Origin of the sequence: Halomonas sp. PAMB 3232 (assembly GCF_031954225.1) — a bacterium.
In the GTDB taxonomy this organism is placed as follows: domain Bacteria; phylum Pseudomonadota; class Gammaproteobacteria; order Pseudomonadales; family Halomonadaceae; genus Vreelandella.
Genome location: NZ_CP134865.1, coordinates 880608 through 903083, shown reverse-complemented (window position 1 = coordinate 903083; position 22476 = coordinate 880608). Strand labels below are relative to the sequence as shown.

The 22476-nt window shown below is 63.5% G+C and carries 21 protein-coding genes; 8 read left to right on the top strand and 13 right to left on the bottom strand.

Annotation, left to right across the window (positions count from 1 at the left end; genetic code table 11):
* On the bottom strand, window positions 1–2448 hold the full coding sequence (locus tag RN346_RS04205; protein ID WP_311962228.1) for an LPS-assembly protein LptD: 2448 nt from the start codon (window positions 2446–2448) through the stop codon (window positions 1–3).
* A 70-nt stretch (window positions 2449–2518) separates the two neighbouring features.
* Here RN346_RS04205 and RN346_RS04200 point away from each other — a divergent pair, with 70 nt between their 5' ends.
* The 5 genes from RN346_RS04200 to speD all read left to right on the top strand — a co-directional run bounded on the left by RN346_RS04200 (window position 2519) and on the right by speD (window position 6087).
* Window positions 2519–3526, top strand: coding sequence for a phosphotransferase (locus tag RN346_RS04200; protein ID WP_311962227.1), 1008 nt, complete (start codon window positions 2519–2521; stop codon window positions 3524–3526).
* On the top strand, window positions 3523–4206 hold the full coding sequence (murU, locus tag RN346_RS04195; protein ID WP_311962226.1) for an N-acetylmuramate alpha-1-phosphate uridylyltransferase MurU: 684 nt from the start codon (window positions 3523–3525) through the stop codon (window positions 4204–4206). The genes RN346_RS04200 and murU overlap by 4 nt, the downstream gene beginning before the upstream one ends.
* Window positions 4203–4592, top strand: a complete 390-nt coding sequence (locus tag RN346_RS04190; protein ID WP_263584832.1) for a gamma-glutamylcyclotransferase — start codon at window positions 4203–4205, stop codon at window positions 4590–4592. The genes murU and RN346_RS04190 overlap by 4 nt, the downstream gene beginning before the upstream one ends.
* A 133-nt stretch (window positions 4593–4725) precedes the next feature.
* Window positions 4726–5151: an OsmC family protein gene (locus RN346_RS04185; protein WP_311962224.1), complete on the top strand. Its 426-nt coding sequence runs from the start codon at window positions 4726–4728 to the stop codon at window positions 5149–5151.
* Window positions 5152–5295: 144 nt separating this feature from the next.
* Window positions 5296–6087, top strand: a complete 792-nt coding sequence (gene speD, locus RN346_RS04180; protein ID WP_263584834.1) for an adenosylmethionine decarboxylase — start codon at window positions 5296–5298, stop codon at window positions 6085–6087.
* Window positions 6088–6297: 210 nt separating this feature from the next.
* Here speD and lpxL read toward each other — a convergent pair whose 3' ends face one another.
* The 12 genes from lpxL to RN346_RS04120 all read right to left on the bottom strand — a co-directional run bounded on the left by lpxL (window position 6298) and on the right by RN346_RS04120 (window position 17019).
* A complete protein-coding gene (gene lpxL / locus RN346_RS04175) occupies window positions 6298–7212 on the bottom strand; it encodes an LpxL/LpxP family Kdo(2)-lipid IV(A) lauroyl/palmitoleoyl acyltransferase (protein WP_311962223.1) in 915 nt (304 codons plus the stop codon).
* A 14-nt stretch (window positions 7213–7226) separates the two neighbouring features.
* Window positions 7227–8321, bottom strand: a complete 1095-nt coding sequence (alr, locus tag RN346_RS04170; RefSeq protein ID WP_311962222.1) for an alanine racemase — start codon at window positions 8319–8321, stop codon at window positions 7227–7229.
* Between the two features lie 167 nt (window positions 8322–8488).
* Entirely contained in the window at window positions 8489–9463 is a 975-nt protein-coding gene (gene rpoS, locus RN346_RS04165) for an RNA polymerase sigma factor RpoS (RefSeq protein ID WP_263584837.1), read from the bottom strand.
* A 162-nt stretch (window positions 9464–9625) separates the two neighbouring features.
* A complete protein-coding gene (locus RN346_RS04160) occupies window positions 9626–10711 on the bottom strand; it encodes a peptidoglycan DD-metalloendopeptidase family protein (RefSeq protein WP_311960294.1) in 1086 nt (361 codons plus the stop codon).
* 17 nt (window positions 10712–10728) lie between these two features.
* Window positions 10729–11685, bottom strand: coding sequence for a DUF368 domain-containing protein (locus RN346_RS04155; RefSeq protein ID WP_263584839.1), 957 nt, complete (start codon window positions 11683–11685; stop codon window positions 10729–10731).
* A complete protein-coding gene (locus RN346_RS04150; RefSeq protein WP_263584840.1) occupies window positions 11682–12314 on the bottom strand; it encodes a protein-L-isoaspartate(D-aspartate) O-methyltransferase in 633 nt (210 codons plus the stop codon). Before RN346_RS04150 ends, RN346_RS04155 begins: the two co-directional genes overlap by 4 nt.
* A 31-nt stretch (window positions 12315–12345) precedes the next feature.
* Window positions 12346–13092, bottom strand: coding sequence for a 5'/3'-nucleotidase SurE (gene surE, locus RN346_RS04145; RefSeq protein WP_263584841.1), 747 nt, complete (start codon window positions 13090–13092; stop codon window positions 12346–12348).
* 88 nt (window positions 13093–13180) lie between these two features.
* Complete coding sequence (truD, locus tag RN346_RS04140) at window positions 13181–14218, bottom strand: tRNA pseudouridine(13) synthase TruD (RefSeq protein WP_311962221.1); 1038 nt, start codon at window positions 14216–14218, stop codon at window positions 13181–13183.
* Window positions 14218–14697, bottom strand: a complete 480-nt coding sequence (gene ispF / locus RN346_RS04135; RefSeq protein ID WP_311960291.1) for a 2-C-methyl-D-erythritol 2,4-cyclodiphosphate synthase — start codon at window positions 14695–14697, stop codon at window positions 14218–14220. Before ispF ends, truD begins: the two co-directional genes overlap by 1 nt.
* A gap of 5 nt (window positions 14698–14702) precedes the next feature.
* The gene (ispD, locus tag RN346_RS04130; RefSeq protein WP_311962220.1) at window positions 14703–15404 is read right to left on the bottom strand and encodes a 2-C-methyl-D-erythritol 4-phosphate cytidylyltransferase; all 702 of its coding nucleotides are present in this window, start codon (window positions 15402–15404) and stop codon (window positions 14703–14705) included.
* The gene (gene ftsB, locus RN346_RS04125) at window positions 15397–15753 is read right to left on the bottom strand and encodes a cell division protein FtsB (protein ID WP_311962219.1); all 357 of its coding nucleotides are present in this window, start codon (window positions 15751–15753) and stop codon (window positions 15397–15399) included. The genes ispD and ftsB overlap by 8 nt, the downstream gene beginning before the upstream one ends.
* 96 nt (window positions 15754–15849) lie before the next feature.
* Window positions 15850–17019 (bottom strand): GNAT family N-acetyltransferase, encoded by a 1170-nt coding sequence (locus RN346_RS04120; protein ID WP_311962218.1) that lies wholly within the window; start codon window positions 17017–17019, stop codon window positions 15850–15852.
* Window positions 17020–17254: 235 nt separating this feature from the next.
* On the opposite strand from RN346_RS04120, the gene RN346_RS04115 reads away from it, so the two are divergent.
* Genes RN346_RS04115 through hexR form a run of 3 tightly spaced genes read left to right on the top strand, consistent with a single transcriptional unit; the run spans window position 17255 to window position 22469 of the window.
* Window positions 17255–19861: a GAF domain-containing protein gene (locus RN346_RS04115; protein ID WP_311962217.1), complete on the top strand. Its 2607-nt coding sequence runs from the start codon at window positions 17255–17257 to the stop codon at window positions 19859–19861.
* The gene (locus tag RN346_RS04110; RefSeq protein ID WP_311960287.1) at window positions 19858–21666 is read left to right on the top strand and encodes an EAL domain-containing protein; all 1809 of its coding nucleotides are present in this window, start codon (window positions 19858–19860) and stop codon (window positions 21664–21666) included. The genes RN346_RS04115 and RN346_RS04110 overlap by 4 nt, the downstream gene beginning before the upstream one ends.
* The gene (gene hexR / locus RN346_RS04105) at window positions 21618–22469 is read left to right on the top strand and encodes a transcriptional regulator HexR (RefSeq protein WP_311962216.1); all 852 of its coding nucleotides are present in this window, start codon (window positions 21618–21620) and stop codon (window positions 22467–22469) included. The genes RN346_RS04110 and hexR overlap by 49 nt, the downstream gene beginning before the upstream one ends.
* Window positions 22470–22476: the final 7 nt, after the last annotated feature.

Sequence of the window (22476 nt, the reverse complement as noted above, 5' to 3'; positions counted from 1 at the left end):
TTACAAAGGCGAAGGCGTGTAGCCTGGAATCGCCCGGTCGAAGTAGGTGTTCGCGCCCTGGCCAACGCCGCCCAGCCCCCGGAAAACGAAGCGCAAAAACAGGCCGCGGTCGCTGAAATCGTCGGCCACACGGGCGGTGTCGTTGTCGTCGATCCATTCGCGCCACACCAGCTGAACGCCGTAGCAGCAGTCGTTCCACTGCACGCCGGCCAGCTGTTCCAGCGCCCGGTCGTTGGTCTGGTCATACAGATAGCGCCCGATCAGGTCGATCTGCGGGGCAGCCTTGTATCCCACCGAAAGATCCCACTCTTCACGGTTGTAGTCGCGAAAGCCGTCGTCGCCGGGCACAACGCCTGGATCGAACCCTTCGATCTCCCAACGGTAGCCAAGGTTCACTACGTGCCCCTCGGGATGGCGATAGCGCACGTCGACGCTGGAGCGCTCGGTCTGCTGACGCTGGTCGTCGTAGAGCCACTCGTAGCCGGTGCTGAAACGGTCGCTGATCTGCCAATCCAGCCGCGTCACCAGCGGCGAGCGGTCGCGCGTCGCCTGGTAGCGGCTTTGCGGATTGACGAAGGGGTTCTCCTCCGGGCGCGCCGGTAGCGTGTCGGGGTCGCCGTTTTCGTCGATGCGCCGCTCGGCAAAGTAGGCGCTCTGGCCTACGCCGAAGGTGAGCCGGTCGCGCCCAGCGTCGTCCTCGATCAACCGCGACTGCACGCCGTAGGAGATCCGGTTGAGATCGCCCACCCGATCGGCGCCGGAGAAGCGCAGCGGCGACCAGAGCTGATCCCAGGAAAAAGCACGCTCATAGCTGTCGAACTCGGGCAAATCGGTCTGGTCGGTACGCGGCACGAAGGCGTAATTCAGCCGCGGCTCCAGCGTCTGGCGATAGCCGTCGCCGCCGAGCTCCAGATCGCGCTCGAAAGTCAGGCCGCTGTCGATGGAGGTGACCAGCAGGCTTCGCGTGGGCGACGTGGCGCGGTCGGTGTCGCGGCTGCCGTAGTCGAGCTCGTAGGCGGTGTTCCAGAACTCGGTGCGCGGTTCGATATAGCCCCAGGGCTTCTCGAAGCGCCAGCCCACCGCCGGGGTCAGGTGAAGGCGCGAGCCGTTGGCCGCTTCACGCTCGGGCACCAGGTTTTCGTTCACGTCGCGCCAGAAGTAGGTCGCATTCGAGCGCCACTGGCCGTAAAAGCCGCCGCCGAGATCCCAGTCCGTGGTGTTGGCGGTCAGACTCGGCAGGCGATAGAAGGGTTTGTCGCTATCGGCCAGCGGGTCCTCCAGGCGCTGAAACCCCTGGGCGCGGGCGTCGAGCTGCCAGCGCTCGCCGCGGTAATCCACCTGCGCCAGGCGCTCCATACCGGCGCGCTCGCTACTGCCGAACTCGGCGCCGAAGTCATCGAAGTAGCGCCCGTCGCTGGCGCCGCCATAGCGCAAATTGTAATTGCTGCGCGGGTTGATGCGCCCGCGGTGCTGGGCGTCGATGTACCAGCGCTCCTCGCCCTCGAAGCGGTTGTCGCCGGAACTCCGGCCGCCGTCGTCGGCGAGGTAACCACCCTCGACGAGGGTGCGGGTCTGCTCGCTCATGTGGCGGTATTCGCCGTTGAGCAAAAGTCCCCGGTCGGTCATGAAGCGCGGCGTAATGGTCGCGTCCTGGTTGGGCGCGATGTTCCAGTAGTAGGGCTGGGCGTAGTCCAGTCCATCATTGGAGAAGCCAAGCGTTGGCCACAAGAAGCCGCTCTGGCGCCGGTCGTCGAGCGGAAAGCGCACCCAGGGCCAGTAGAACACCGGCACATCCTTGACGTGCAGGCGGGCGTTGCGCGCGGTGCCGAAGCCCGCGGCCTGATTCAGGCGAATATCGCTACTCAGAATCTGCCAGGTATTTTCACCGGGCTCGCAGGTGGTGAAGCTGGCGCTTCGAAGCCGGTACTGATCCTCGCCGGTCTGCTCGAGCCGCTCGGCCTGACCGCGCAGGCGCGGCTCGTAAAGAACATAATGGCTATTGTCGATGGTGGCGCGGTCTTCGTTGAGAAACAGCGTGGCCTGGTCGCCGCGCACCAGCGCCTGGCCGTTTCGAAGCGCAAGCTCGCCTTCGGCATCGACCTGCTCGCGCTCGGCGGGAAGAAAGATCTGCGCGGCCTGAAGCTCGCTATCAGCCCGGCGCAGCACCACGTCACCGCGCAAGAGCGCCTCGCCGTTCTGGGCGTAGTCGGCCTCTCCCGCTTCTACCGAGAGCGTTTCGGGGTTCTGCTCGGCGGGCAAACGATAGCCGGGCATCACGTAGCGGCCGCGACACAGCTGATTGGACGCCTCGTCCGGCCGGTAGGGCTGCCAGTCCAGCGCACTGGCGGGCAGCGGCTCGCCTTGCGCTACCGCCGACGTCGCCGTGAGCGCAAAAATGCCCAGCAGCGTATGTCCTGCCAGCGCCGTTCCCGTACATCGCTTGCCCATGTTCGTTATCCTTGGCATTCAGAATCGGTATTATACAGCTCGCATGATGCCCGACCAGCAAGGAGCTTGCATGTCCACATCCAGGTTTGACGCCCTCACCAGGTGGGTCGCCGACCAGCACGGTCTCGATGCGACCGCCCTTACCCTCGCCCCAGCCGGGGGCGATGCGAGTTTTCGCCGCTATTTTCGCCTGAGACTTCCCTCCGGCGAAACACAAATTGTCATGGACGCCCCGCCCGAGCAAGAGGACTCCGCTCCGTTCGTGGCGATCGGCCGGCGGCTTCGCGCGGCGAACCTGCCGGTGCCCGCCATTTATCAGGCGGACCTGAACCAAGGCTTTCTGCTGCTCGAGGACCTGGGCGATACGCCGCTTCAGACCAGATTCATCGATACCGCGAGCGTGCATGAGCACACGGCAGAGGCGCTCGCGCTTGTGAGCGCACTGCAAAACGCCGTTGACCCGAGCACGTTGCCGGCATTTGACGAGGCGCTGCTGCGCCGCGAGCTCGCGCTATTTCCCGAGTGGTGCCTGAAGAGCTGGCTCGGCCTCGAGGTACCGACCTCGCTCGCCGCTTTCGAGGATGAGCTCACGCGGCTGGCGCTTTCGCAGCCGGTAGTGAGTGTACATCGAGACTTCGATGCCATGAACCTCATGCCCCACGCCGGGCGCCTTTACATGATCGATTTCCAGGACGCGGTGGCCGGGCCCATCACTTATGACGTCATATCGCTTCTGTGCGGGCGCTACTGGCGCTTTGACGCGAGTGATTTCGACGCGCTGGCGCTGGCGTTTCACGCCCGGGCGCGCCAGGACGGGCGCCTGCCGGCAAGCGTCGACGCGGCGGCGTTTTTGCGCTGGTGTCGCGCGATGGCTGCCCAGCGCTCGCTGAAGGTGCTGGGCATTTTCTGCCGTCTGACCCTGCGCGACGCCAAAACCGGCTACCTCGAGCGGCTGCCCCACTTTCTGGATCACCTCGAGGACAGCCTGGCCGGGCTCTCAAACCACGACGATTTCACCCGCTGGACGCGCGATACGCTGCGCCCGGCCATCGCCGCCAAGCTGGAAGATTCACCATGAAGGCGATGATTCTGGCCGCCGGGCTCGGCACGCGCATGCGCCCGCTGACCGACACCTGCCCCAAGCCCTTGCTGACCGTAGGCGGCAAGGCGCTGATCGAGCATCATCTGGCGCACCTGGCCCGAGCCGGTATTTTTGAGGTGGTGATCAACGTAAGCTACCGCGCCGAGCAGATCATGGAGGCCCTGGGCGACGGCGCGCGCTACGGGCTCTCGATCACCTACAGCGTGGAACAGACGCCGCTGGAAACCGGCGGCGGCATCCTCAACGCTCTGCCGCTTCTGGGCGAGGCGCCCTTTTTGCTGGTCAATGGCGACGTCTGGTGTGACGCCCTGCCTACCCCAACGCTGGTGCCTCAGGCGCTCGCCCACCTGATGCTGGTGGACAACCCGCCCCAGCACCCAAACGGAGACTTCTCGCTCGAACAGGGCCTGGCGGGACTCGATACGCCGGCGCTTACCTACTCGGGCATCGCCGTGATTCATCCGGCGCTGTTTCAGGGCTGCTCCCCCGGCGCCTTCGCGCTGGCGCCGCTTCTAAAAGAGGCGATTGCCCACGGGCAGGTCAGCGCTGAGCACTTTACCGGTCACTGGGTGGACGTCGGCACGCCGGCGCGCCTAAAAGCGCTCGAGGATTTTTTGACGTCATCGACCCACCGTTTCAACGAGGAGTCACCGTGAGCCTTGCCGACGACATCGCCGTCACACCCTTGGTCGCCGTTTACGGCACGCTGAAAAAGGGGCTCAATAATGCCTATCTATTGGAGGGCGCCGAGTTCGTCGGCGCGGATACCAGCCGCGTGCTCACGCTTTACGACGTGGGCCCTTATCCCGGCGCCAAACAGCGCGAATCGAAAGGCATTGCGCTGGAGGTCTACCGCGTCGATGAGGCCATGCTCGCCCGTCTCGACGTGCTGGAGGATCACCGACTCGACGCCCCGGGAGAAGGCGAGTATCAGCGCGTCACGCTGACCACCCGCTTCGGCGAGGCGTGGGTCTATCTCTACAATCCGGAGATCGCGGATTTCATCGCCATCGATGAAGGTGGCTGGCCGCTGCCGCGCTAAGGGTCTCGAGTGGCAGGCGTGCTATGCTGCGCGCATCAGTAGTGGAGCTGGCGTCCTTCTCAAGCGCGCTTGGCATCCCTGGAACAGCCTATTAACGTATTCAAACTCCGGCATCAGTCAAAAGGAGAGCCGCGTGAAAGCACGAGTGAAATGGACAGACGGGCGCCAGTTCGTGGCGGAGTCGGGCAGCGGCCACAGCGTGGTGATCGACGGGCCGCCGGATCACGGCGGGCGCAACACCGGCCCACGCCCGATGGAAATGCTGTTGATGGGCATGGGCAGCTGCACGGCGTTTGATGTATTGAACATTCTCGACAAGGCGCGAGCCGATGTCACCGACTGCGTGGCCGAGATCGACGCCGAACGCGCCGACGAGGTGCCCTCGGTGTTCACCCGCATCCACGTGCATTTCGTGGTCACCGGCCGCAACCTCAAGGAGAAGCAGGTGCAGCGCGCCGTCGAGCTCTCGGCGGAAAAGTACTGCAGCGCTTCGATCATGCTGGTCAAGGGCGGCGTTGACATCACGCACTCCTTCGAGATCCAGGACGTTGCGTCGTAAAAAAATGGCCAGCCGGGATGCAACGCGGGCCGCGGGGGGGCATAATAGCCCGCCCTCGCGCCCGACGCGGGGCGCTCAACATTTGCGAATCGGTTCCGGCGCTGGCTCGTCGGGGTGTTTTCACTGCCATCAGGAGGCGCGGAATTGCCTGATAATCTCCGACTCCACGGGTTTAACAACCTCACCAGCTCGTTAAGCTTCAATATTTACGATATTTGCTACGCCAAGACCGAAGAGCAGCGCGGCGCGTATATCGACTATATCGATGAGCTGTATAACGCCGAGCGTCTTACCCAGATTCTCAAGGATGTGACCAACATCATCGGCGCGCACGTACTCAACATCGCGCGCCAGGACTACGAGCCCCACGGCGCCAGCGTGACCATCTTGATCGCCGAGCACGAGCTCGACGAGCCGGTCGCCCAAACGACGCCCGGTCCGGGCCCGCTGCCGGAAACCGTGGTCGGCCACCTGGACAAGAGCCACGTGACGGTGCACAGCTACCCCGAGTCCCACCCGGACAACGGCATCAGCACCTTCCGCCTGGATATCGATGTCTCCACCTGCGGCCACATCAGCCCGCTCAAGGCGCTGAACTACCTGATTCACAGCTTCGATTCCGATATCGTCACCATGGATTACCGGGTACGCGGCTTCACTCGCGACGTCGACGGTAAAAAGCTTTTCATCGACCACGCCATTACCTCGATTCAGGACTACCTGGCCGAGGACACCAAACAGGCGTATCAGATGATGGATGTGAACGTGTATCAGGACAACATGTTCCATACCAAGATGCTGCTCAAGGATTTCGAGCTGGACAACTATCTGTTCGGCACCTCACGGCGCGACATCACCTTCGAGGAGGCGCGCGACATCGAAAGCCGACTGCGCAAGGAGATGCTGGAGATCTTCTACTCGCGCAATCTCGATTGATCATCCATCGATCGAAAACGAAAAAGCCGACGCCTGCGCGTCGGCTTTTTTCATGTTTGACCTTGAGTCCGGAGGCTCGCGTAACCCTACGCGGGGGCGCTGTGGATACCTCCCTGTACGCTACTTTCGCCTTCCCTGGCGAAAGACCCCCGCTACGGGTTACACGATCCTCCTCCTACCGATCGCTTGGCGCGCCATCAGTTCTATCAGCTAGTAAACCTTCTCCTCTCCTTCCGGGCGCGTCTTGAAGCGCCGGTGAAGCCACAGGTACTGCTCCGGGTGTTTGCGGATCGCCCGTTCGATGAACTGGTTCACCCGGGTGGCGTCGCCCACTTCATCCTTGCTCGGGAAATTCTCGAAGGCCGGCAGACACTCGATGGTGTAGGTGCGGTTATCCGGATTGCGGTGGAACATCAAGGGCACTACCGGCGCGCCGGTCATGCGCGCGATCTTCGAGGTCAGACGAATGGTCGCCGCCTGCTGGCCAAAGAGCGGCGCAAATACGCTGACATCGCGGCCGAAGTCCTGGTCCGGCGAGTACCAGACGATATGCCCCGCCTTGATGCGACGCACGACCCCGCGCAGGTCGTGGCGGTCGATCGCCTGGCCAAAAATCCGCGAGCGGGCCCGGGTCATGAAGCGCTCGAACAGCGGATTATTGTGCGGCCGGTAGACCACGTCCGCCGGAAAGAAGAGCGAGTGCAGCGCCCCGCCTAAATCCAGCGTCGAGAAGTGAATGCCGACGACCAGCACGCCCTTGCCCTGAGCTTTGGCCCGGGCCAGGTGCTCCTCGCCATGGTAGGCCACCCGGTGGCGAAAGCCCTCGGCGCGGCGACACCAGCCGGTGGCGGTCTCGACCAGCCCGATACCGTTGGCGATGAAGGTCTGTTTGACCAGCTGGCGCTGCTCCTCAGCGCTTTTTTCCGGAAAGCAGAGCGCGATGTTGGTCGCGGTGATATGGCGCCGGCGCTTGATCAGCGCCCAGGCCATCAGCCCGATGAGCTTGCCGATCGCGAGCTTCAGCCGCCAGGGCAGCCAGGCCACAACAACCATCGCGCCGATGGCAAGCCAGGTCGACCAGTAGCGCGGGTGAGCGAACGAACGGGGAAAGGGTTTCTTCGACATTCCAATAACCTTGATCAAGCGCCGTGATAGCGGCGCGGCACCCGGGGCAGCACCCCGGTCAAGAGCGTATAGCTGATCGTGTCGCAGTGGCGGGCGACCTCGTCCACCGACAAAAGCGCCCCACAGGCGCTTTGACCCCAGAGCGTCACGTCGCTGCCGATCGCAACGCCGCTCACGTCGGTCACATCCACGGTGAGCATGTCCATCGACACGCGCCCAACGATCCGGCAGCGCTGACCGTTAACCAGCACCGGCGTGCCGTCTTTTGCGTGACGATCGACGCCGTCACCGTAGCCCGCGGCGACCACGGCGATCAATGAGCGCCCGGGTGCGCGCCAGCGCCCGCCGTAGCCGACCGGCTCGTTTGCCTCGATCTCGCGCAGCGCGATGATTTCCGAGCGCAGGCTCATGACCGGGCGAAGCGCCTGGGTAATGGCGTTGTCCACTTCCAGCGGATTGCTGCCGTAAAGCATTACCCCGGGCCGGTTCCAGGCGCCGTGAGCAGCGGGATAGGCAAGCGTGGCCGGCGAGTTGGCCAGGCAAAGCGGCGCGCCGAGCGCCTTTCCAAGTGCCGCGACACTTTGAAGCTGGCGCTCGAAGTAGCCGCTGTCGCCGGCATCCGCCGTGGCGAAGTGGCTCATCAGGTGAAGCTCGCCGACTCCAGGGGCGGCCTCGAGTCGGCGCCAAATGGCCTCTACCCGGTCGGGCTCGAACCCCAGCCGATGCATGCCGGAGTCGACCTTGACCCAGACGGGGATCGGCGTTTGGGGCGTAAACGCCAATAGCGCCTCGATTTGCCACTCGCTGTGCACGCTGGTCCATAAGCCGTGAGCATCGATAAGAGCGAGCTCTTCGGCGTCGAAGAAGCCCTCGAGCAGTACGATGGGAGCGGTGATGCCGCCTTCGCGCAGCGTGATCGCCTCTTCGATACACGCCACCGCCAACGCCGGCGCGAGCGGCGCAAGCGCCCGGGCACAGGCGAGTGCGCCGTGGCCGTAGGCGTTGGCCTTGATCACCGCCACGGACCGGCTTTGGGGCGCGCAGCCGGCGGCCACGCGGTAGTTGTGACGCAGCGCGTCGAGATCGATATGGGCCGCCAGCGGGCGCATGGCTCTTCTCACTTACCAGGCGCTGAAACGGCGCCTGCGGTTTTCATTCGGGTATAAAAAAGCCCAACGTATTGGGCCGGGTCATCTGCCTGGATACCGGCGCACCGGCTGGCCGGTGCGCCCTGTCTTGCCGCTGGCAAGTCTCGCGGGAAGCAGTGCTTTAAGGCTTAGCTCTCGAAAATGGCGTCGAGAGAGAGGCCCTGTTTTTCCAGCGAGCGACGAAGCTTCTTTAGCGCTTCGACCTGGATTTGACGAACCCGCTCGCGAGTCAGACCAATTTCAGCGCCGACTTCCTCGAGGGTCGCCGACTCGTGGCCTCGAAGGCCAAAACGGCGAACCACGACTTCGCGCTGCTTTTCACTGAGCTCGTCGAGCCAGTGATCGACGTGCTCGCGCACGTCACCGTCGACCAGTAGCGATTCCGGGCCGGAGACATCGTCGTCAGCCAGGGTGTCGATCAACGGTTTGTCGCTTTCGCCGCCCATGGGGTAATCCACCGACGACACGCGCTCGTTCAAGCCCAGCATTTTCTTGACCGTGCTCACCGGTTTGTCGAGATGCTCGGCAATCTCTTCGGCGGTCGCCTCGTGGTCGAGCTTTTGCGTCAGCTCACGCGCGGCGCGCAGATAGATGTTGAGCTCCTTGACTACGTGGATGGGCAAACGAATGGTGCGCGTCTGATTCATCAGCGCCCGTTCGATCGTTTGACGAATCCACCAGGTAGCGTAGGTCGAAAAACGAAATCCGCGCTCGGGGTCGAACTTCTCCACGGCGCGAATGAGGCCCAAATTGCCCTCCTCGATCAGATCGAGCAGCGTCAAACCCCGGTTGAGGTAGCGTCTGGCGATCTTGACCACCAGGCGCAGGTTGGATTCGATCATCCGCGAGCGACCCAGCGGGTCCCCCTTGCGCGCTAGCCGGCCGTAATAGACCTCCTCTTCCGGCGTCAAAAGCGGCGAAAAACCGATTTCGTTGAGATAAATTTGCGTAGCGTCCAGGCTCTGGGTCGACTGTCGATCTTCGCGCCCCAGTGCTTTTTCGAAGGCATCTTCCTCTTCGTTGGCGGATTCCTCGGCATCGTCCAATGCCTCCTCCGCGGTCTCGAGGTCAACCTCCTGCAGGTCCTTCTCCAGCATGCTCATGATCTTACCCCCGTTGTCTTGCCTAACCGCCATGTAAAAAAGTGTGGGTGGTCGTACTGTCTGTACGCGCTCACCGTTATTGTTATATGACGCTCTTATCAAGCTGTTCGGGTTTTTCTAAAGGCGCAGGGCGCCTTGGCCAAGCCGATCAAAGAGAGCGCTTTATCGCGATGGTAAAAAGTCCAAGGGGTTTTCGGGCTGGCCATCGCGGCGCACCTCGAAATGAAGTTTGACGCTGTCGGTGTCGCTATCGCCCATGGTGGCAATGACTTCTCCTGCCTCGACCACATCGTTTTCGCTGACGCGCAAGCTGTCGTTGTGCGCGTAAGCGCTAAGAAACTGGTCATTGTGTTTGAGTAGTATGAGGTTGCCATAACCCCGTACTCCGCTACCGGCGTAGACCACGATGCCTGGACCGGCGGCTCTTACAGGTTGCCCCTTTTGTCCCGTGATATCAATCCCGGCGGTGATCGTTTCGCCTTCACCAAAGCCACCGGCGACCTGGCCATCCGCCGGCCAGCGCCAGTTGATGGTCTCGGCCGGCGTGAAGGTGCGCGAGGAGCGATCCGGAGCCGCGGGCGCTTCGGGCGCGGCGGCGGGCTCGGGTGTCGACTCCACCGGTTCGGGCTGCGGCTCGGGCTCAGCGGGTGCCTCCGGCTCCGGCGTGGCGGCGGGCGCCTCCTCTATCGACGACTCGGCCGCAGGTTCGGCGATGGGCGCCTCTTCACGCGCCGGCGCCTGGCCGTCATTACTGCCGTTATTGGTGTCGCCGCGCTCGGCGGTGATGCGCTGATTGCGCTCGATGGCACTCTCATCCGGCAATAGCCAGTCCATCTGCTGGTCGCTTGACTGAACGGTGTTTTGGCCTCCGGTCTCGTTGCTAGCGATCGCCACGCCACCGCCCAGACCAGTAGCTACCGCGCCCCCCTGACGCGCCGGCGGCGACTGATCGGCCGGGCTCGGCCCTTGAGCATTCGCCCCGCCGCCCTGGCGCAGCGTGATGGTCTGGCCGGGTTGAATCTGATACGGCGGGGCGATGTTGTTCATCGCCGCCAGCTCCCGGTAGTCCAAATTGTATTGCCAGGCGATGCCATAGAGCGTGTCGCCCGGCGCGACGGTGTACTGGGGCGAGCTTTCCACCGCGCGGCGCGCCTCGCTCAGATCTCGTACCTGGGGCGCGTTTGACGGCTGATTGACGCAACCGCTGATGGCCAACGCCACCAAAGAGAGTGTAAAAACCTTACGCATGCAAACTCTACTCCTTTTCAACGCCGCGCGCCTTGTGTCGAACTTCCTGGTCCTTGAACGGCCCGCCGGCTAAGTACCACGACCAGCGCCGCGCCGATGAGCATCATGACAACGACGCCCGCTACCTGAGCGCTACCGTCGATCAGGTTAGCGTAGTCACCTGGCAGCAGGTAGCGGTGCGATAGCGCAATGATCTGCCCTTCGGGGCCCATTTGATAGCTAAGAAGTTCGCGCCAGGGCCACAGCACCGGTAGCGAGCCGACGATGAAACCTAAAAGTAGCTGCATCGTGGCGTTGTGATGGCGCTTCAAAAGCCACCAGAGAAACCGTGAAAAGAGCATCAGACCGACAAGACAGCCCAAGCCAAACCACATGATAATACCGATGTCGAGACTTTTGATAGCCCCCATGATGGTGCCATAAAGCCCCATGGTGAGTAACAAAAAGCTTCCGGACACGCCGGGCAGCAGCATCGCGCTGATGGCGATGGCTCCAGCCACGACGACGATCAGCGCCTCGTTGCCCAACAGCAGCACCAGCGGCATCAATGCCGGCAGCGCTTGGGCAAGCAGCAGCCCGGCCAACAGCGGCAGCACGTACAAAAGCCGCCAGCGCCCGCTCGCCCGACCTACCACCAGCGCCGAGGCAGCGACCAGCCCGAAAAAGAAGCCGTCAAGCAGCAACGGGTGTGTGTGCATCAGCCAAAGCGCCAAGTGCGCCACGCTCACCAGGCTCAGCGCGATACCGGCCAGAAGCGGCACCAAAAAACCGAGATTCAGATGCGCAAAAAGGCCCCGCCAGCCGCCCTGGCGCCAGGCAGGCCAGGCACTGGGGCCGAACTGCTTGATGGTGTGGATCAGCTCTTCATAAATACCGGTAATGAAGGCAATCGTGCCTCCCGAAACGCCGGGCACCGCGTCGGCGGCGCCCATCCCGGCGCCTTTCAAAAATACGCCCAAGCGTCGATGCTTCAATCCACCACTCCTTGCAATAAAGGGACGAAGCGTACCGGCTCGAGACGGCGCTTCTCGAACGCCCCACCGATACGCTTGACCTGTGTTAGCCACTGGCTGCCGTCCGGCGCTTCCAGTGGCGCAATCAATACGCCGTGATGACCCAACTGCTCCAACAGCGCTTTGGGCAGCGTTTGCGCGCAGGCGGTCAACAGGATCACGTCGAACGTGTGCCCGCCGGGCCAGCCCTCGCCGCCGTCGGCGATCGCCAGATTCACACGGGCGTCGAGACTCGAAAGCCGCCCGGCCGCGCGCTCGCCAAGCGTGACGATTCGCTCGACGGAATAAAGCGTGGGTACCAGCCGCGAAAGCACCAGCGCCTGGTAGCCCGACCCGGTGCCTACTTCGAGCACCCGCCGGGGGTTGGCCTTGAGCACGAGCTCGGTCATGCGCGCCACGATGAACGGCTGCGAAAGCGTCTGGCCATAGCCAATCGGCAGCGCCGTGTCCTCGTACGCCCGGTGCGCCAGCGCCTCGTCGACGAACAGGTGGCGCGGCTCGGCGGCCATGACCTCGAGCACCCGCGCGTCAACAATGCCCTGGTCGATCAACCGTTCGACCATACGGTCTCGCGTGCGCTGGGAGGTCATCCCCCGCCCACGGCGCTCTGCCTGAAAGAGATCAGGCAAAAGCGTCCAGCCAGGCTTGCACGTCGCCCCGCGCCGGGTGGCGCGTCAAGTCGGTCTGTAGCGGCGTGATCGAGACGAAGCCTTCGTTGATTGCGGCGAAATCCGTGTCCTCGCCGTCGTCGGCGTTGGCCGCCACCGGCGCGATCCAGTAGCGCGTGCGCCCGCGCGGATCCTTGATCGGTACCGCCTTCTCCGCCGGGCCGCGATAGCCAAGCCTTGTCACGCGAACGCCCTTGATCTCCTCCCAGGGCAAATCCGGCACGTTGACGTTCAAAAGGGTTCTTGGCGGCAGCGACAGCGTATCGGCAGCGCCGACGAGTGTCGCCGCCATGCGCGCGGCGCTCTCGAAATGGCGCTCGCCGCAAAGCGACATGGCGATCGCGCTCATGCCCAGGTTGCGCCCTTCCATGGCCGCCGCAACGGTGCCGGAGTAAAGCACGTCGTCGCCCAGGTTGCTACCGTGATTGATCCCGGCGATCACGAGATCCGGGCGCTCATCCCACACCCCGTTCACGCCGAGATAGACGCAGTCGGCGGGTGTGCCATCGACGCTGTAAAAGCCGCTGTCGAGCGCGGTGAGCGATAGCGGGCGCGACAGCGTCAGCGAGTTACTCGCCCCGCTGCGGTCACGGTCCGGCGCCACCACGCGCAGTCTGGCGTGCTCGATGAGCCCGTCGTGCAGCGCGCGAAGCCCCGGGGCGTACACGCCGTCGTCGTTGGATAAAAGCAGTCGTCGCATGGGCCTCTCCCTGGACAGTCGGTGTGGCGTGATTCCCTGACCGTGTGCACGGCACCAAATGTGCGAGTACGCTCGCGCAAGCGCGCCTTCAAAAATCCGGGTGGTCGATCAGCTCGCGCAAAAGCGCGGTCGCAAAGCCGCCACGCGGCAAAGAAAATGCGAGCACTACGGCATCGGCCTCACGCGTCAGTACGGGCTCGATGACGCGCATCCTAAGCGCCCGGTGACTTTTTTTCACCCCCGCCCGGTTCAAACCGTCACACAGCGCGGCTTCGCGGGCGTAAAGCGCCTGCTCCAGCGCGCCGGCCTTACCGAGCGCAGCCTCGCCAACGCCCCAAAGCGGCCCCGCCGGGTGAAGGTCGAGCGCTTCGGCGCGCGCGGTGAGCGTTTCATCGACCTCGTTTATACTAAACACGCTTTGGGTGCCGTCGAGCATCAGCGTATCGCCCGGTACCGGCGAGTGCCAGCTTCCATCACCCACCCGCGCGCTCAAAAACTCGTTGAACAAAAACGCGCGCGCCGTGGAGAGCAGCATGCCCTGGCGGTCGTCGCGCTTGCGCCAGCCCTTTTGCAGCACCGCGCGCGCCTTTTCCAGATTGCGCCCCTGGGCGCCAAAGCGCTGGGGGCCAAAGTAGTTGGCCACGCCTTCACGGCACAGCGCCTCCCAGCGTTTGGCGAACGCCTCGGTTTCGACGGCCTCGCCGCTTACGCGCAGCCGAAAGCGGTTGGTGCGGTGCACGCCGCGCTTGAGCTTGCGCGGGTGTCGCCCCTGCTCGACCAGGCGAATGCCCTGAACCGCGAGCGCCTCCTCCAGGCCCTCCGGCGACGGCCGGCCTGGCAGGTGGACACTGAGCCACTGGCGCGTCACCGCGATTTTATCCTTCATGCCCGAGTAGCCAATGGCGCGCGGCGCCACCTCACAAAGTCGGGCGAGGTGCTTGACCACCTCGAGCGTGGTCAGGCCGCGTTTTTCAAGGCGCAGCCACACATGCTCGCCCTCGCCTTGTGGGGTGAAGTCGAGCTGCTCATCGACGAAGAAATCCTCCGGTACCTGGCGGTACTGGCCCGGCGCGCGGGGGCCAAAGCGAGCCTCCAGCGCGCGGGGCCAGTCCGGCAGTGGATTCATCAGCGCGCCCCGGGCGTTAGCAGCACCACCGCCTCGGCGGCGATACCCTCACCCCGGCCGGTAAAGCCGAGCCGCTCGGTGGTGGTCGCCTTGACATTGACCTGGCCCAGCGTCACGCCGAGATCCAAGGCGATCACCTCGCGCATGGCGCCGATATGGGGCGCCATTTTCGGCGCCTGGGCCATGATCGTGGCGTCCAGATTGCCCACACTGAAGCCGGCCTCGCCCACCAGCGCGGCCACGTGGCGCAAGAGTGCGCGGCTGTCGGCGCCTTTCCATTGTGGGTCGGTATCCGGGAAGTGGTGGCCGATGTCGCCAAGCGCGCAGGCGCCCAGCAGCGCATCGCTGATCGCGTGAAGCAGCACGTCGCCGTCGGAGTGGGCAACGAAGCCCTGCTCGAACGCGAGCCGAACCCCACCGACCATCAAATGATCACCCGGGCCGAAGCGGTGTACGTCGAATCCATGGCCAATACGCATGAGCACTACTCTTTACTGTTGCCAGCCTGCAGCGAGAGAATCGCCGCCGCCAGGGCAAGATCATCGGGATGAGTGATTTTCAGGTTGTCGCGGCGGGCGCTGACGAGCTTTGGCGAAAGCCCCTGCGCCTCGATGGCGGAGGCTTCGTCGGTAACCGCCATGCCCAGCTCCTGCGCGTGTATGAGCGCCCGTTTTAACAGCGCGAAGCGAAACCCCTGGGGCGTCAGTGCGTGCCAGAGCCCGTCGCGGGGCTCGGTATGCGCGCTGCGCCCGGCCTCCGTCTCGCGCTTCATGGTGTCTGCCACCGGCATGGCCAGAAGCGCCCCGCCCGGATAAACGCGAGCGTTATCGACCAGCGCGCGCAGATCCTCGACGCTGACGCAAGGGCGTGCCACGTCGTGCACGATGACCAGGTCGTCATCCTCGGCGTCGATCGCGTTCAGCGCGTTCTGGACGCTGTCGACCCGTTCGCGCCCACCGTCGACCCGCTGCCAGTGTTCAAACGGCACGAAGCGCGGATCGAAAAAGCGATCGTCGGTGTCCAGACAGAGTACCAGCCGCGCCTCTGGATAGGCGGCGTGCAGGCGCTTTAGTGTGTGGGCCAGCACCGGGCGGCCTTCGATCTCGAGATACTGCTTGGGCCGGTCGGCGCCCATGCGCCGGCCCTGGCCCGCCGCCGGCACCACCATCCAGAGGCGATCACTCATCGGCGGTCTCGTTCTCGGCGGCGACCGGGTTGGCGACCATTGCCGCGTTCAAACCGATCAGCTCGTTTTGAATCGCCACGCCCGGCACCCAGAAAAACTGCTCGTCGCTTCGCACCATGCCCATATCGCTACGGGCGCGCTCTTCGATGGCATCCAGACCGGTCTTGAGATCGGTGACCTCGGCGGCCAGCCGCGCGTTGCGCTCGCGCATGGGCACGTTCGCCGCCTCCTGTACCGTCACGCGCTGCTCGACGCGCTGCAGATCCTGCCAGCCGCCGTTACCCAGCCAAAGCTGATACTGTAAAAATCCCAGAACGCCCACCAGGGCGATCACCAGCCATCGATGCATCGAAGCTTCCTGTAATCGAGTGCCTTTTCAAGGCGTGAACGGCGCGCATTATGCCAGCAAGCGGGCCTGGCAGCGAGCCGTGTGTCGCGAGCTGCGCTATGGCCACGCCTTGAACGGCAGCGCCTCCAGCGCCGCCTGGCGGTAAGCCTTGACGTGTTCACCTTCCCGAGCGCAGAACTCGGCAACGCCGGCGGCAAGCCCTTCGTGGGCCAGGTAGTGAAGCGAGCGCGTGGGCGTCGGGGCGAAGCCGCGCACCAGCTTGTGCTCGCCCTGGGTGCCGGGGTCGAAAAGCGAAAGCCCCCGCTCCAGGCAGAACTCGATCCCCTGGTAGTAGCAGGCCTCGAAGTGCAAGCAGTCGGCGACCACTTCGCTGCCCCAGTAGCGCCCATAAAGCGTGGTGGCGCCGCGAAAGTAGAGCGCGGCGGCCACCGGGCGGCCGTCCACGAGCGCCTGTACGAGCAGCATCGACTCTGGCATGTTCCGGCGAAGCGCCTGAAAAAACGCCTCGTTGAGGTACGGCGGGCGGCCGCGCTCATGGTAGGTGATCGTGTAGCAGCGAAAAAAGTGCGCAAGCGCCTCAAGGTCGATCGCCTCGCCTTCCAGGCGCCTGAGCGTGATGCCCTGCTCGGCAACCAGGCGCCGCTCGCGCTTGATCGTCTTGCGCCGCTTGGCAGTGAGGCTTTCCAAAAAGCCATCAAAATCCTTGAAGCCGCGGTCGCGCCACTGAAACTGCACGCCGTGGCGAACGATCAGCTCCGGGCACTGGGCCTGCCAGGCATCGACTTCGTTGTCATTGGCAAACAGCAGATGCCAGCTCGAAAGCCCCAGCGTCTCGCACTGATCCCGCCACCCCCTGGCGAGCAGCGCAAAGGCGCTTTGGGCATCGATATCGCAGGCCACCAGCGTGCGCTGGCCCGGTACCGGGGTAAAGGGTACGGCGCTCAGCGCCTTGGGGTAGTAGTCGCCCCCGGCGCGCTCGAAGGCCTCTGCCCAGCCCCAATCGAACACGTACTCGCCGCTGGAGTGGCTTTTCAAATAAAGTGGCAGCGCCGCGACCAGCCGCTCCCCCTGCCATACGCAGAGATGACGCGGCTGCCAGCCGGTGGCCTCGCTTGCCGAGCCGCTTTGCTCCAGCGCGTTCAAAAAGGCGTGGCGTAAAAAAGGCTGTTCCGAGCTTACCAGCGCATCCCACTGCGCCTCTGGCACGTGCTCGATCGACGAGAGTGTGACCAAATTCAACGCCTGTGAAGACCTGCCATCCGTCATGAACACCTCGCATTGAATGACTGTCGGTCATTTTACCGCTAACGAATAACGGCCATCGTCTGGCCGCTTTGACACCGAGTATCGCGCAATCAAACGCTCACTAGAACCCGGCCTGGGCGTTTATCGCTTTACCAGACCAATCGGATGTAAAAAAATGGACGACGGGCCGGCAAATCGTTAAAGCCTGGCTAAAAACGACCGATAAAGAAGGGATTGCCCCATTCCTGGAACGACTATGCAAGCCGCCCGGATACCCGAAAATGAACCCCAGCGACTAGCGGCCCTGCACCACCTGGAGATGTTGGACACGCCGCCGGACGACATGCTCGACCGCTTGACCGAGCTTGCCTGCGACATCTTCGATGTGCCTATTGCCTTGATCACGCTGGTGGACACGGATCGCCAGTGGTTCAAATCACACACTGGCCTGGCCATACAGCAAACGCCGCGCGAGCACTCTTTCTGCGCCCACGCCGTTTTGAAAAACGACGTATTGATCATCGAAGACACGCTCAAGGACCCGCGCTTCGTCGATAATCCACTGGTGATCGGCAATCCGCACATCCGTTTTTACGTTGGGCATCCGTTGCGCCCGTTCGACGGTCAGGTGCTCGGCACGCTGTGTTTGATCGACCAGACCCCGCGCTACTTTAGCGAGCGGGAGCAGCGGCTTTTGGCCAATCTCGCCGCTCAGGTCGAGGATCTTTTCCAGCGCCACAAGCGCGAAGCCCTGCTTTCCCGCGATGCCGAACGCTTCGAGGCGCTGTTCAGCAAAAGCGCGGTGGCCAAGGTGCGGATCAGCCGCGACGGGGACATTAGCGCCATCAACCCCTCGGCGCTGAAGCTATTGGGTCTTGCGGCCGATGACGTTTTGCATCAAAGCATCGACATGCTGACGCCACCGGAGATCGCCGCCGAGCACCACCACGCCATCAACGCTTACCTGGCCGGCGAGGCGCAGACGGTGATCGGCCTTGGCCGCGAAGTGGAAGCGCTGCACCGCGATGGCCACCGCGTGCCGGTTCACATGACGCTCAACGCCATTCACGACGCCCATCACAACGTCGTCGAGTTTCTGGCCGTGATGACCGACCTGAGCAATGTCTACGCCGCCAATCAGCGCATTCTCAAGGAGCAGAGCCTTTTAAAAGTACTTCATCAAGGGATCACCGACTACCAGGCGCTGATGTCCGGCCAGCGGCTCTGGATATTCCTAATGGAAGCGCTGAGAGAGTTGACCGACAGCGACTACGCGCTGATCGGCGAGGTGCTGCCCACCGATACCAGCAACGCGCTCAAGATTCACGCACTGACCGATCTTTCCTGGAGCGAAACCTCCCACAAGCTGATGGAGCGACTGCGCAGCGGTGACATGACGCTCACCAAACCCGACACCCTTTTGGGTCGTGTATTTGCGTTTGGCGAGGTGGTGATTACCGACGATGTCTATGGTCATGAGAGCCGAGGCGGCTTTCCGCCCGGCCACCCGCGGCTGAATAACTACCTGGGCGTGCCGATTCTAAGCGGCGATCAAGTCATCGGCATGTACGCGATCGCCAACAGCCAGCAGCCGCTCAACCAGGCGCTGATCGACTGGCTTCAACCCTTCACCGACACCTGCGCACTGTTGATCAATCTCTACCGTCAGATGGCCGAGCGCGAGCACGTGCTCCAGGCGCTGGCCGTCGCCCGTGACCAGGCCGAAGAGGCCAACCAGGCCAAGAGCGAGTTTCTCTCCTCGATGAGCCACGAGCTGCGCACGCCCTTGAACGCGATCATCGGTTTCGCGCAGCTTTTGGACAAGGGCCGGCGCGACCCGCTCAGTGACAAGCAGCAGCGCCAGGTACAGCAGATCGAAAAAAGCGGTCAGCATCTTTTGGGCCTGATCAACGAAATCCTCGATCTCGCGCGGATCGAATCCGGATATTTGGCACTGTCGCTTGAGCCGATCTCCGTGAGTGCCGTGCTCGACGACGCCTGCGCCACTCTCGAAGCCAACATCGAGGCGGCGGGCATTACGCTCGAGCGCGCGCCGCTGGCGGCGGGCTGGCGGGTGCTGGCGGACTACACCCGCACCAAGCAGGTGCTTTTAAACCTGCTCTCCAACGCCATCAAGTACAACTGCGCACGCGGGCGCATCGAGATACGCGCCGTTGCCCAGGGCAATGCGCTTAAAATCAGCGTGCGCGATACCGGCGCCGGCATCGCCCCGGAGCGCCAAAGCGAGCTGTTCGAGCCGTTCAACCGGCTGGATGCGGAGTACGGCGCCATCGAGGGTACCGGCATCGGGCTTGCCATCACCCGGGAGCTTGTTCATCGCATGCACGGCAAGGTGGGCGTCGAGAGCGCCCAGGGCATGGGCGCCACGTTCTGGTTCACGCTCCCGCTGACCGACGAAGGGGTCGAAGCTGCTCCCGAAAGCGAAGCGCCGCTTAATCACCGCGCACACGCTTCGCAGTGTCGCATTCTCTACGTCGAGGACAACTCGACCAACCAGCGACTGATGCAGGACATTCTCGAGGAGGTGGAGGCGGTGGATTTGGAAGTGGTGGGCAGCGCCGAGCTTGCGCTGGAAATACTGCGCCACACCCGCTTCGACCTGGTGCTTTTGGACATCAATTTGCCAGGAATGAACGGCTATCAGGCGCTCAAGGCGCTACGCCAGAACCCGGCGCTCGACGCCATGAGCGTGGTGGCGCTTTCCGCCAACGCCACGCCTCAGGATATCGAAAAAGGGCTTGCCGCCGGATTCGACGAGTATCTCACCAAGCCTCTGGACATCGATAAACTCACGAAGGCGCTCGAGGAGCATCTTCACCCAGCACCTGGAAGCGATCTATGAAACTGGCCCAAAAGCACCTGCTGGTCGTGGATGACAACGCCATCAATGTCGAGCTTCTGACCGACCTGCTCGAGGAGCACGGCTACGACAACGTACACGGCCTGAGCGATTCCCGCGAGGTACTCGGCTACTGCCAACGCCACTGCCCCGATCTGATTTTGCTCGATATTCGCATGCCGCACCTGGACGGCTACGCGGTCACCGAGGCGCTCAAGGCGCACTGCGGCGAGGCGCTACCTCCCATCATCGTGCTCACCGCGCAAATCGATGACGAGACGCGCCACCGCGCGCTGGCCCTGGGCGTTAGAGATTTCATTACCAAGCCGTTCAAACATGACGACGTAATGCAGCGTATTCGCAACACGCTGGAGCTCGAACAGCGCTATCAACGCAGCACCCGTCAGGCGCAGAGCTTCAAGCGCCTGGCTGACGAGCACTCTCAGGCGCTGGACCAGCAGCTGCGCACGGATACCATCACCCAACTGCCCAATCGGCGAGCGATGACCCATGCGCTCGAGCGCGCTGCCCGCGACAAGGCGCCGACCGGACTTTTGTTCATCGCCATCGACCAGCTCGACGATGTCGTGCGCCTTCACGGTTACGCCATCGCCGATCAGCTGCTGCTTCACGTTAGCCAACAGCTTCAGAACCAGCTGCAAAGCGATGTCACCCTCGGCATCTGGGGCGGCAGCGAGCTTCTGGTCATCCTGCCCGAAACGAGTCACGAGCGGCTGACCGGCCGGGCCATTCATCTGCTGGAGTGCTTCAACCAGGACCAGGCGCTGGAGGATTTGTTGCTACCGCTGGGGGCCAGAATCGGTATCAGCAGCGCCCATCAGGGCTTTGATCCGGAGCGGCTGGTACACATGGCGGCGCTGGCGTTGCCACAGAAAAACGCCCCCGTGCGCGTGCAAAGCTATAACGAAGAGCTCGAAACCCTTCAGCGTCAGCGGCTGCGCCTACAGCAGTCGATTCGTGGCGCCACCGAGCGCGGTGAGATCAGCCTCGCCTTTCAGCCCAAGATCTCGCTGTCGGACGACCGCGTGATCGGCGCCGAGGCGCTGATCCGCTGGGACCATCCCACGCTTGGGCGCGTCTCGCCGGCGGAGTTCATCCCGCTGGCCGAGGCCAGCGGCGATATTCTCGCCATCGGCGAATGGGTCATCGAAGAGGCGCTTCGTCACATCGTGGCCTGGCGCCATCAGGGGCTTTTGAACGACCAGTTTCATATCGCGGTCAACGTCGCCGCCCGCCAGCTCGCACGACGCGACTTCGCCGACACATTGCTAAAAACGCTCGAAGCCTACGAGGTACCGACGGACTTTCTCTCATTGGAGGTGACCGAGTCCGGGCTTTTGAGCGACATGCACAACGCCCGCCTGCAGCTTGCCAAGCTCGCCCAGTTCAACATCGCCGTGGCCATCGACGATTTTGGCACCGGCCACTCATCGCTTGCCTATATCAAAACGCTGCCCTTCTCGACGCTGAAGATCGATCGCGCCTTCGTCATGGATCTGGAGGATACGGAGGTCGACCGACACCTGGCGCTGGCGATCACGCGGCTGGCCCACGCCGTGGGGTGCGACGTGGTCGCCGAGGGCATCGAAACCAAGCCCCAGGCGGATTACCTGCGCTCCATTGGTTGTGAGGCGGCGCAGGGGTATTATTATGCCCGCCCCCTGCCCGCCGATGAGTTCTTCGACTGGTGCGCGCAGTGGGGAGACGCCCACCCTTCGACGAATGCTCTGGAACCCACATGGCCCACGATCTCCTCGACCGCCTGCGCGAACGGCTCAACGATCTAAACCGCTCGGAGTTCAAGGTGGCCAACGTCATCATGGACGACCCGGTGGCCGCCACGAGCCTGAGCATTGCAAGCCTGGCCCAGGCCGCTGGGGTCAGCGAGCCAACGGTGAACCGGTTTTGCCGCAACTTCGGGGCCAAGGGCTATCCGGACTTCAAGATCAAGCTGGCTCAGAGCCTGGCCGGCGGCACGCCCTACGTGACCCGCGCGGTCGAGCCTGGTGACAGCGCCACCCAGTACACGCCGAAAATCTTTGGCGCTACGATCGCCGCGCTCAAGGAGGCCGAGCGCCAGGTCGACATGGCCGCGATCGAGCGCATGGTCGACTACCTGACCCAAGCCAAGCACATCCACTTTTTTGGCCTTGGCGCCTCCGGCGCGGTCGCCCAGGACGCGCAGCACAAGTTCTTTCGCTTCAACCTGCCGGTCATGGCCTATATCGACGTGCTGATGCAGCGCATGGTGGCCGCGGCCTGCCACACAGGCGACGTGATCGTGATCATCTCCTACACCGGGCGCACCCGAGAGCTCGTCGATATCGCCAAACTCGGGCGCGCCGCCGGCGCGGTGGTGCTGGGCATCACCGCTCCCAACTCGCCGCTTGCCAACGAGTGCACGGCAACGCTGGATGTCGCCACCCCCGAGGACACCGACCACTACATGCCGATGACCTCGCGGGTCATCCAGCTTACCCTGATCGATGCGCTGGCCACTGGCGTGACGCTGCGCCGCGGTGAGGATTTCCTGCCGCACCTCAAGAAAATCAAGGAGAGCCTGCGCGAGACGCGCTTTCCGCTGGAGTAGTCGGCCG

Bases quoted from the DNA above. Each gene is read 5' to 3' on its own strand.
- RN346_RS04205 (WP_311962228.1), bottom strand. From the start codon at position 2,448: ATGGGCAAGCGATGTACGGGAACGGCGCTGGCAGGACATACGCTGCTG.
- RN346_RS04200 (WP_311962227.1), top strand. From the start codon at position 2,519: ATGTCCACATCCAGGTTTGACGCCCTCACCAGGTGGGTCGCCGACCAG.
- murU (WP_311962226.1), top strand. From the start codon at position 3,523: ATGAAGGCGATGATTCTGGCCGCCGGGCTCGGCACGCGCATGCGCCCG.
- lpxL (WP_311962223.1), bottom strand. From the start codon at position 7,212: ATGTCGAAGAAACCCTTTCCCCGTTCGTTCGCTCACCCGCGCTACTGG.
- alr (WP_311962222.1), bottom strand. From the start codon at position 8,321: ATGCGCCCGCTGGCGGCCCATATCGATCTCGACGCGCTGCGTCACAAC.
- rpoS (WP_263584837.1), bottom strand. From the start codon at position 9,463: ATGAGCATGCTGGAGAAGGACCTGCAGGAGGTTGACCTCGAGACCGCG.
- RN346_RS04160 (WP_311960294.1), bottom strand. From the start codon at position 10,711: ATGCGTAAGGTTTTTACACTCTCTTTGGTGGCGTTGGCCATCAGCGGT.
- RN346_RS04150 (WP_263584840.1), bottom strand. From the start codon at position 12,314: ATGACCTCCCAGCGCACGCGAGACCGTATGGTCGAACGGTTGATCGAC.
- surE (WP_263584841.1), bottom strand. From the start codon at position 13,092: ATGCGACGACTGCTTTTATCCAACGACGACGGCGTGTACGCCCCGGGG.
- truD (WP_311962221.1), bottom strand. From the start codon at position 14,218: ATGAATCCACTGCCGGACTGGCCCCGCGCGCTGGAGGCTCGCTTTGGC.
- ispF (WP_311960291.1), bottom strand. From the start codon at position 14,697: ATGCGTATTGGCCATGGATTCGACGTACACCGCTTCGGCCCGGGTGAT.
- ispD (WP_311962220.1), bottom strand. From the start codon at position 15,404: ATGAGTGATCGCCTCTGGATGGTGGTGCCGGCGGCGGGCCAGGGCCGG.
- ftsB (WP_311962219.1), bottom strand. From the start codon at position 15,753: ATGCATCGATGGCTGGTGATCGCCCTGGTGGGCGTTCTGGGATTTTTA.
- RN346_RS04120 (WP_311962218.1), bottom strand. From the start codon at position 17,019: ATGACGGATGGCAGGTCTTCACAGGCGTTGAATTTGGTCACACTCTCG.
- RN346_RS04115 (WP_311962217.1), top strand. From the start codon at position 17,255: ATGCAAGCCGCCCGGATACCCGAAAATGAACCCCAGCGACTAGCGGCC.
- RN346_RS04110 (WP_311960287.1), top strand. From the start codon at position 19,858: ATGAAACTGGCCCAAAAGCACCTGCTGGTCGTGGATGACAACGCCATC.
- hexR (WP_311962216.1), top strand. From the start codon at position 21,618: ATGGCCCACGATCTCCTCGACCGCCTGCGCGAACGGCTCAACGATCTA.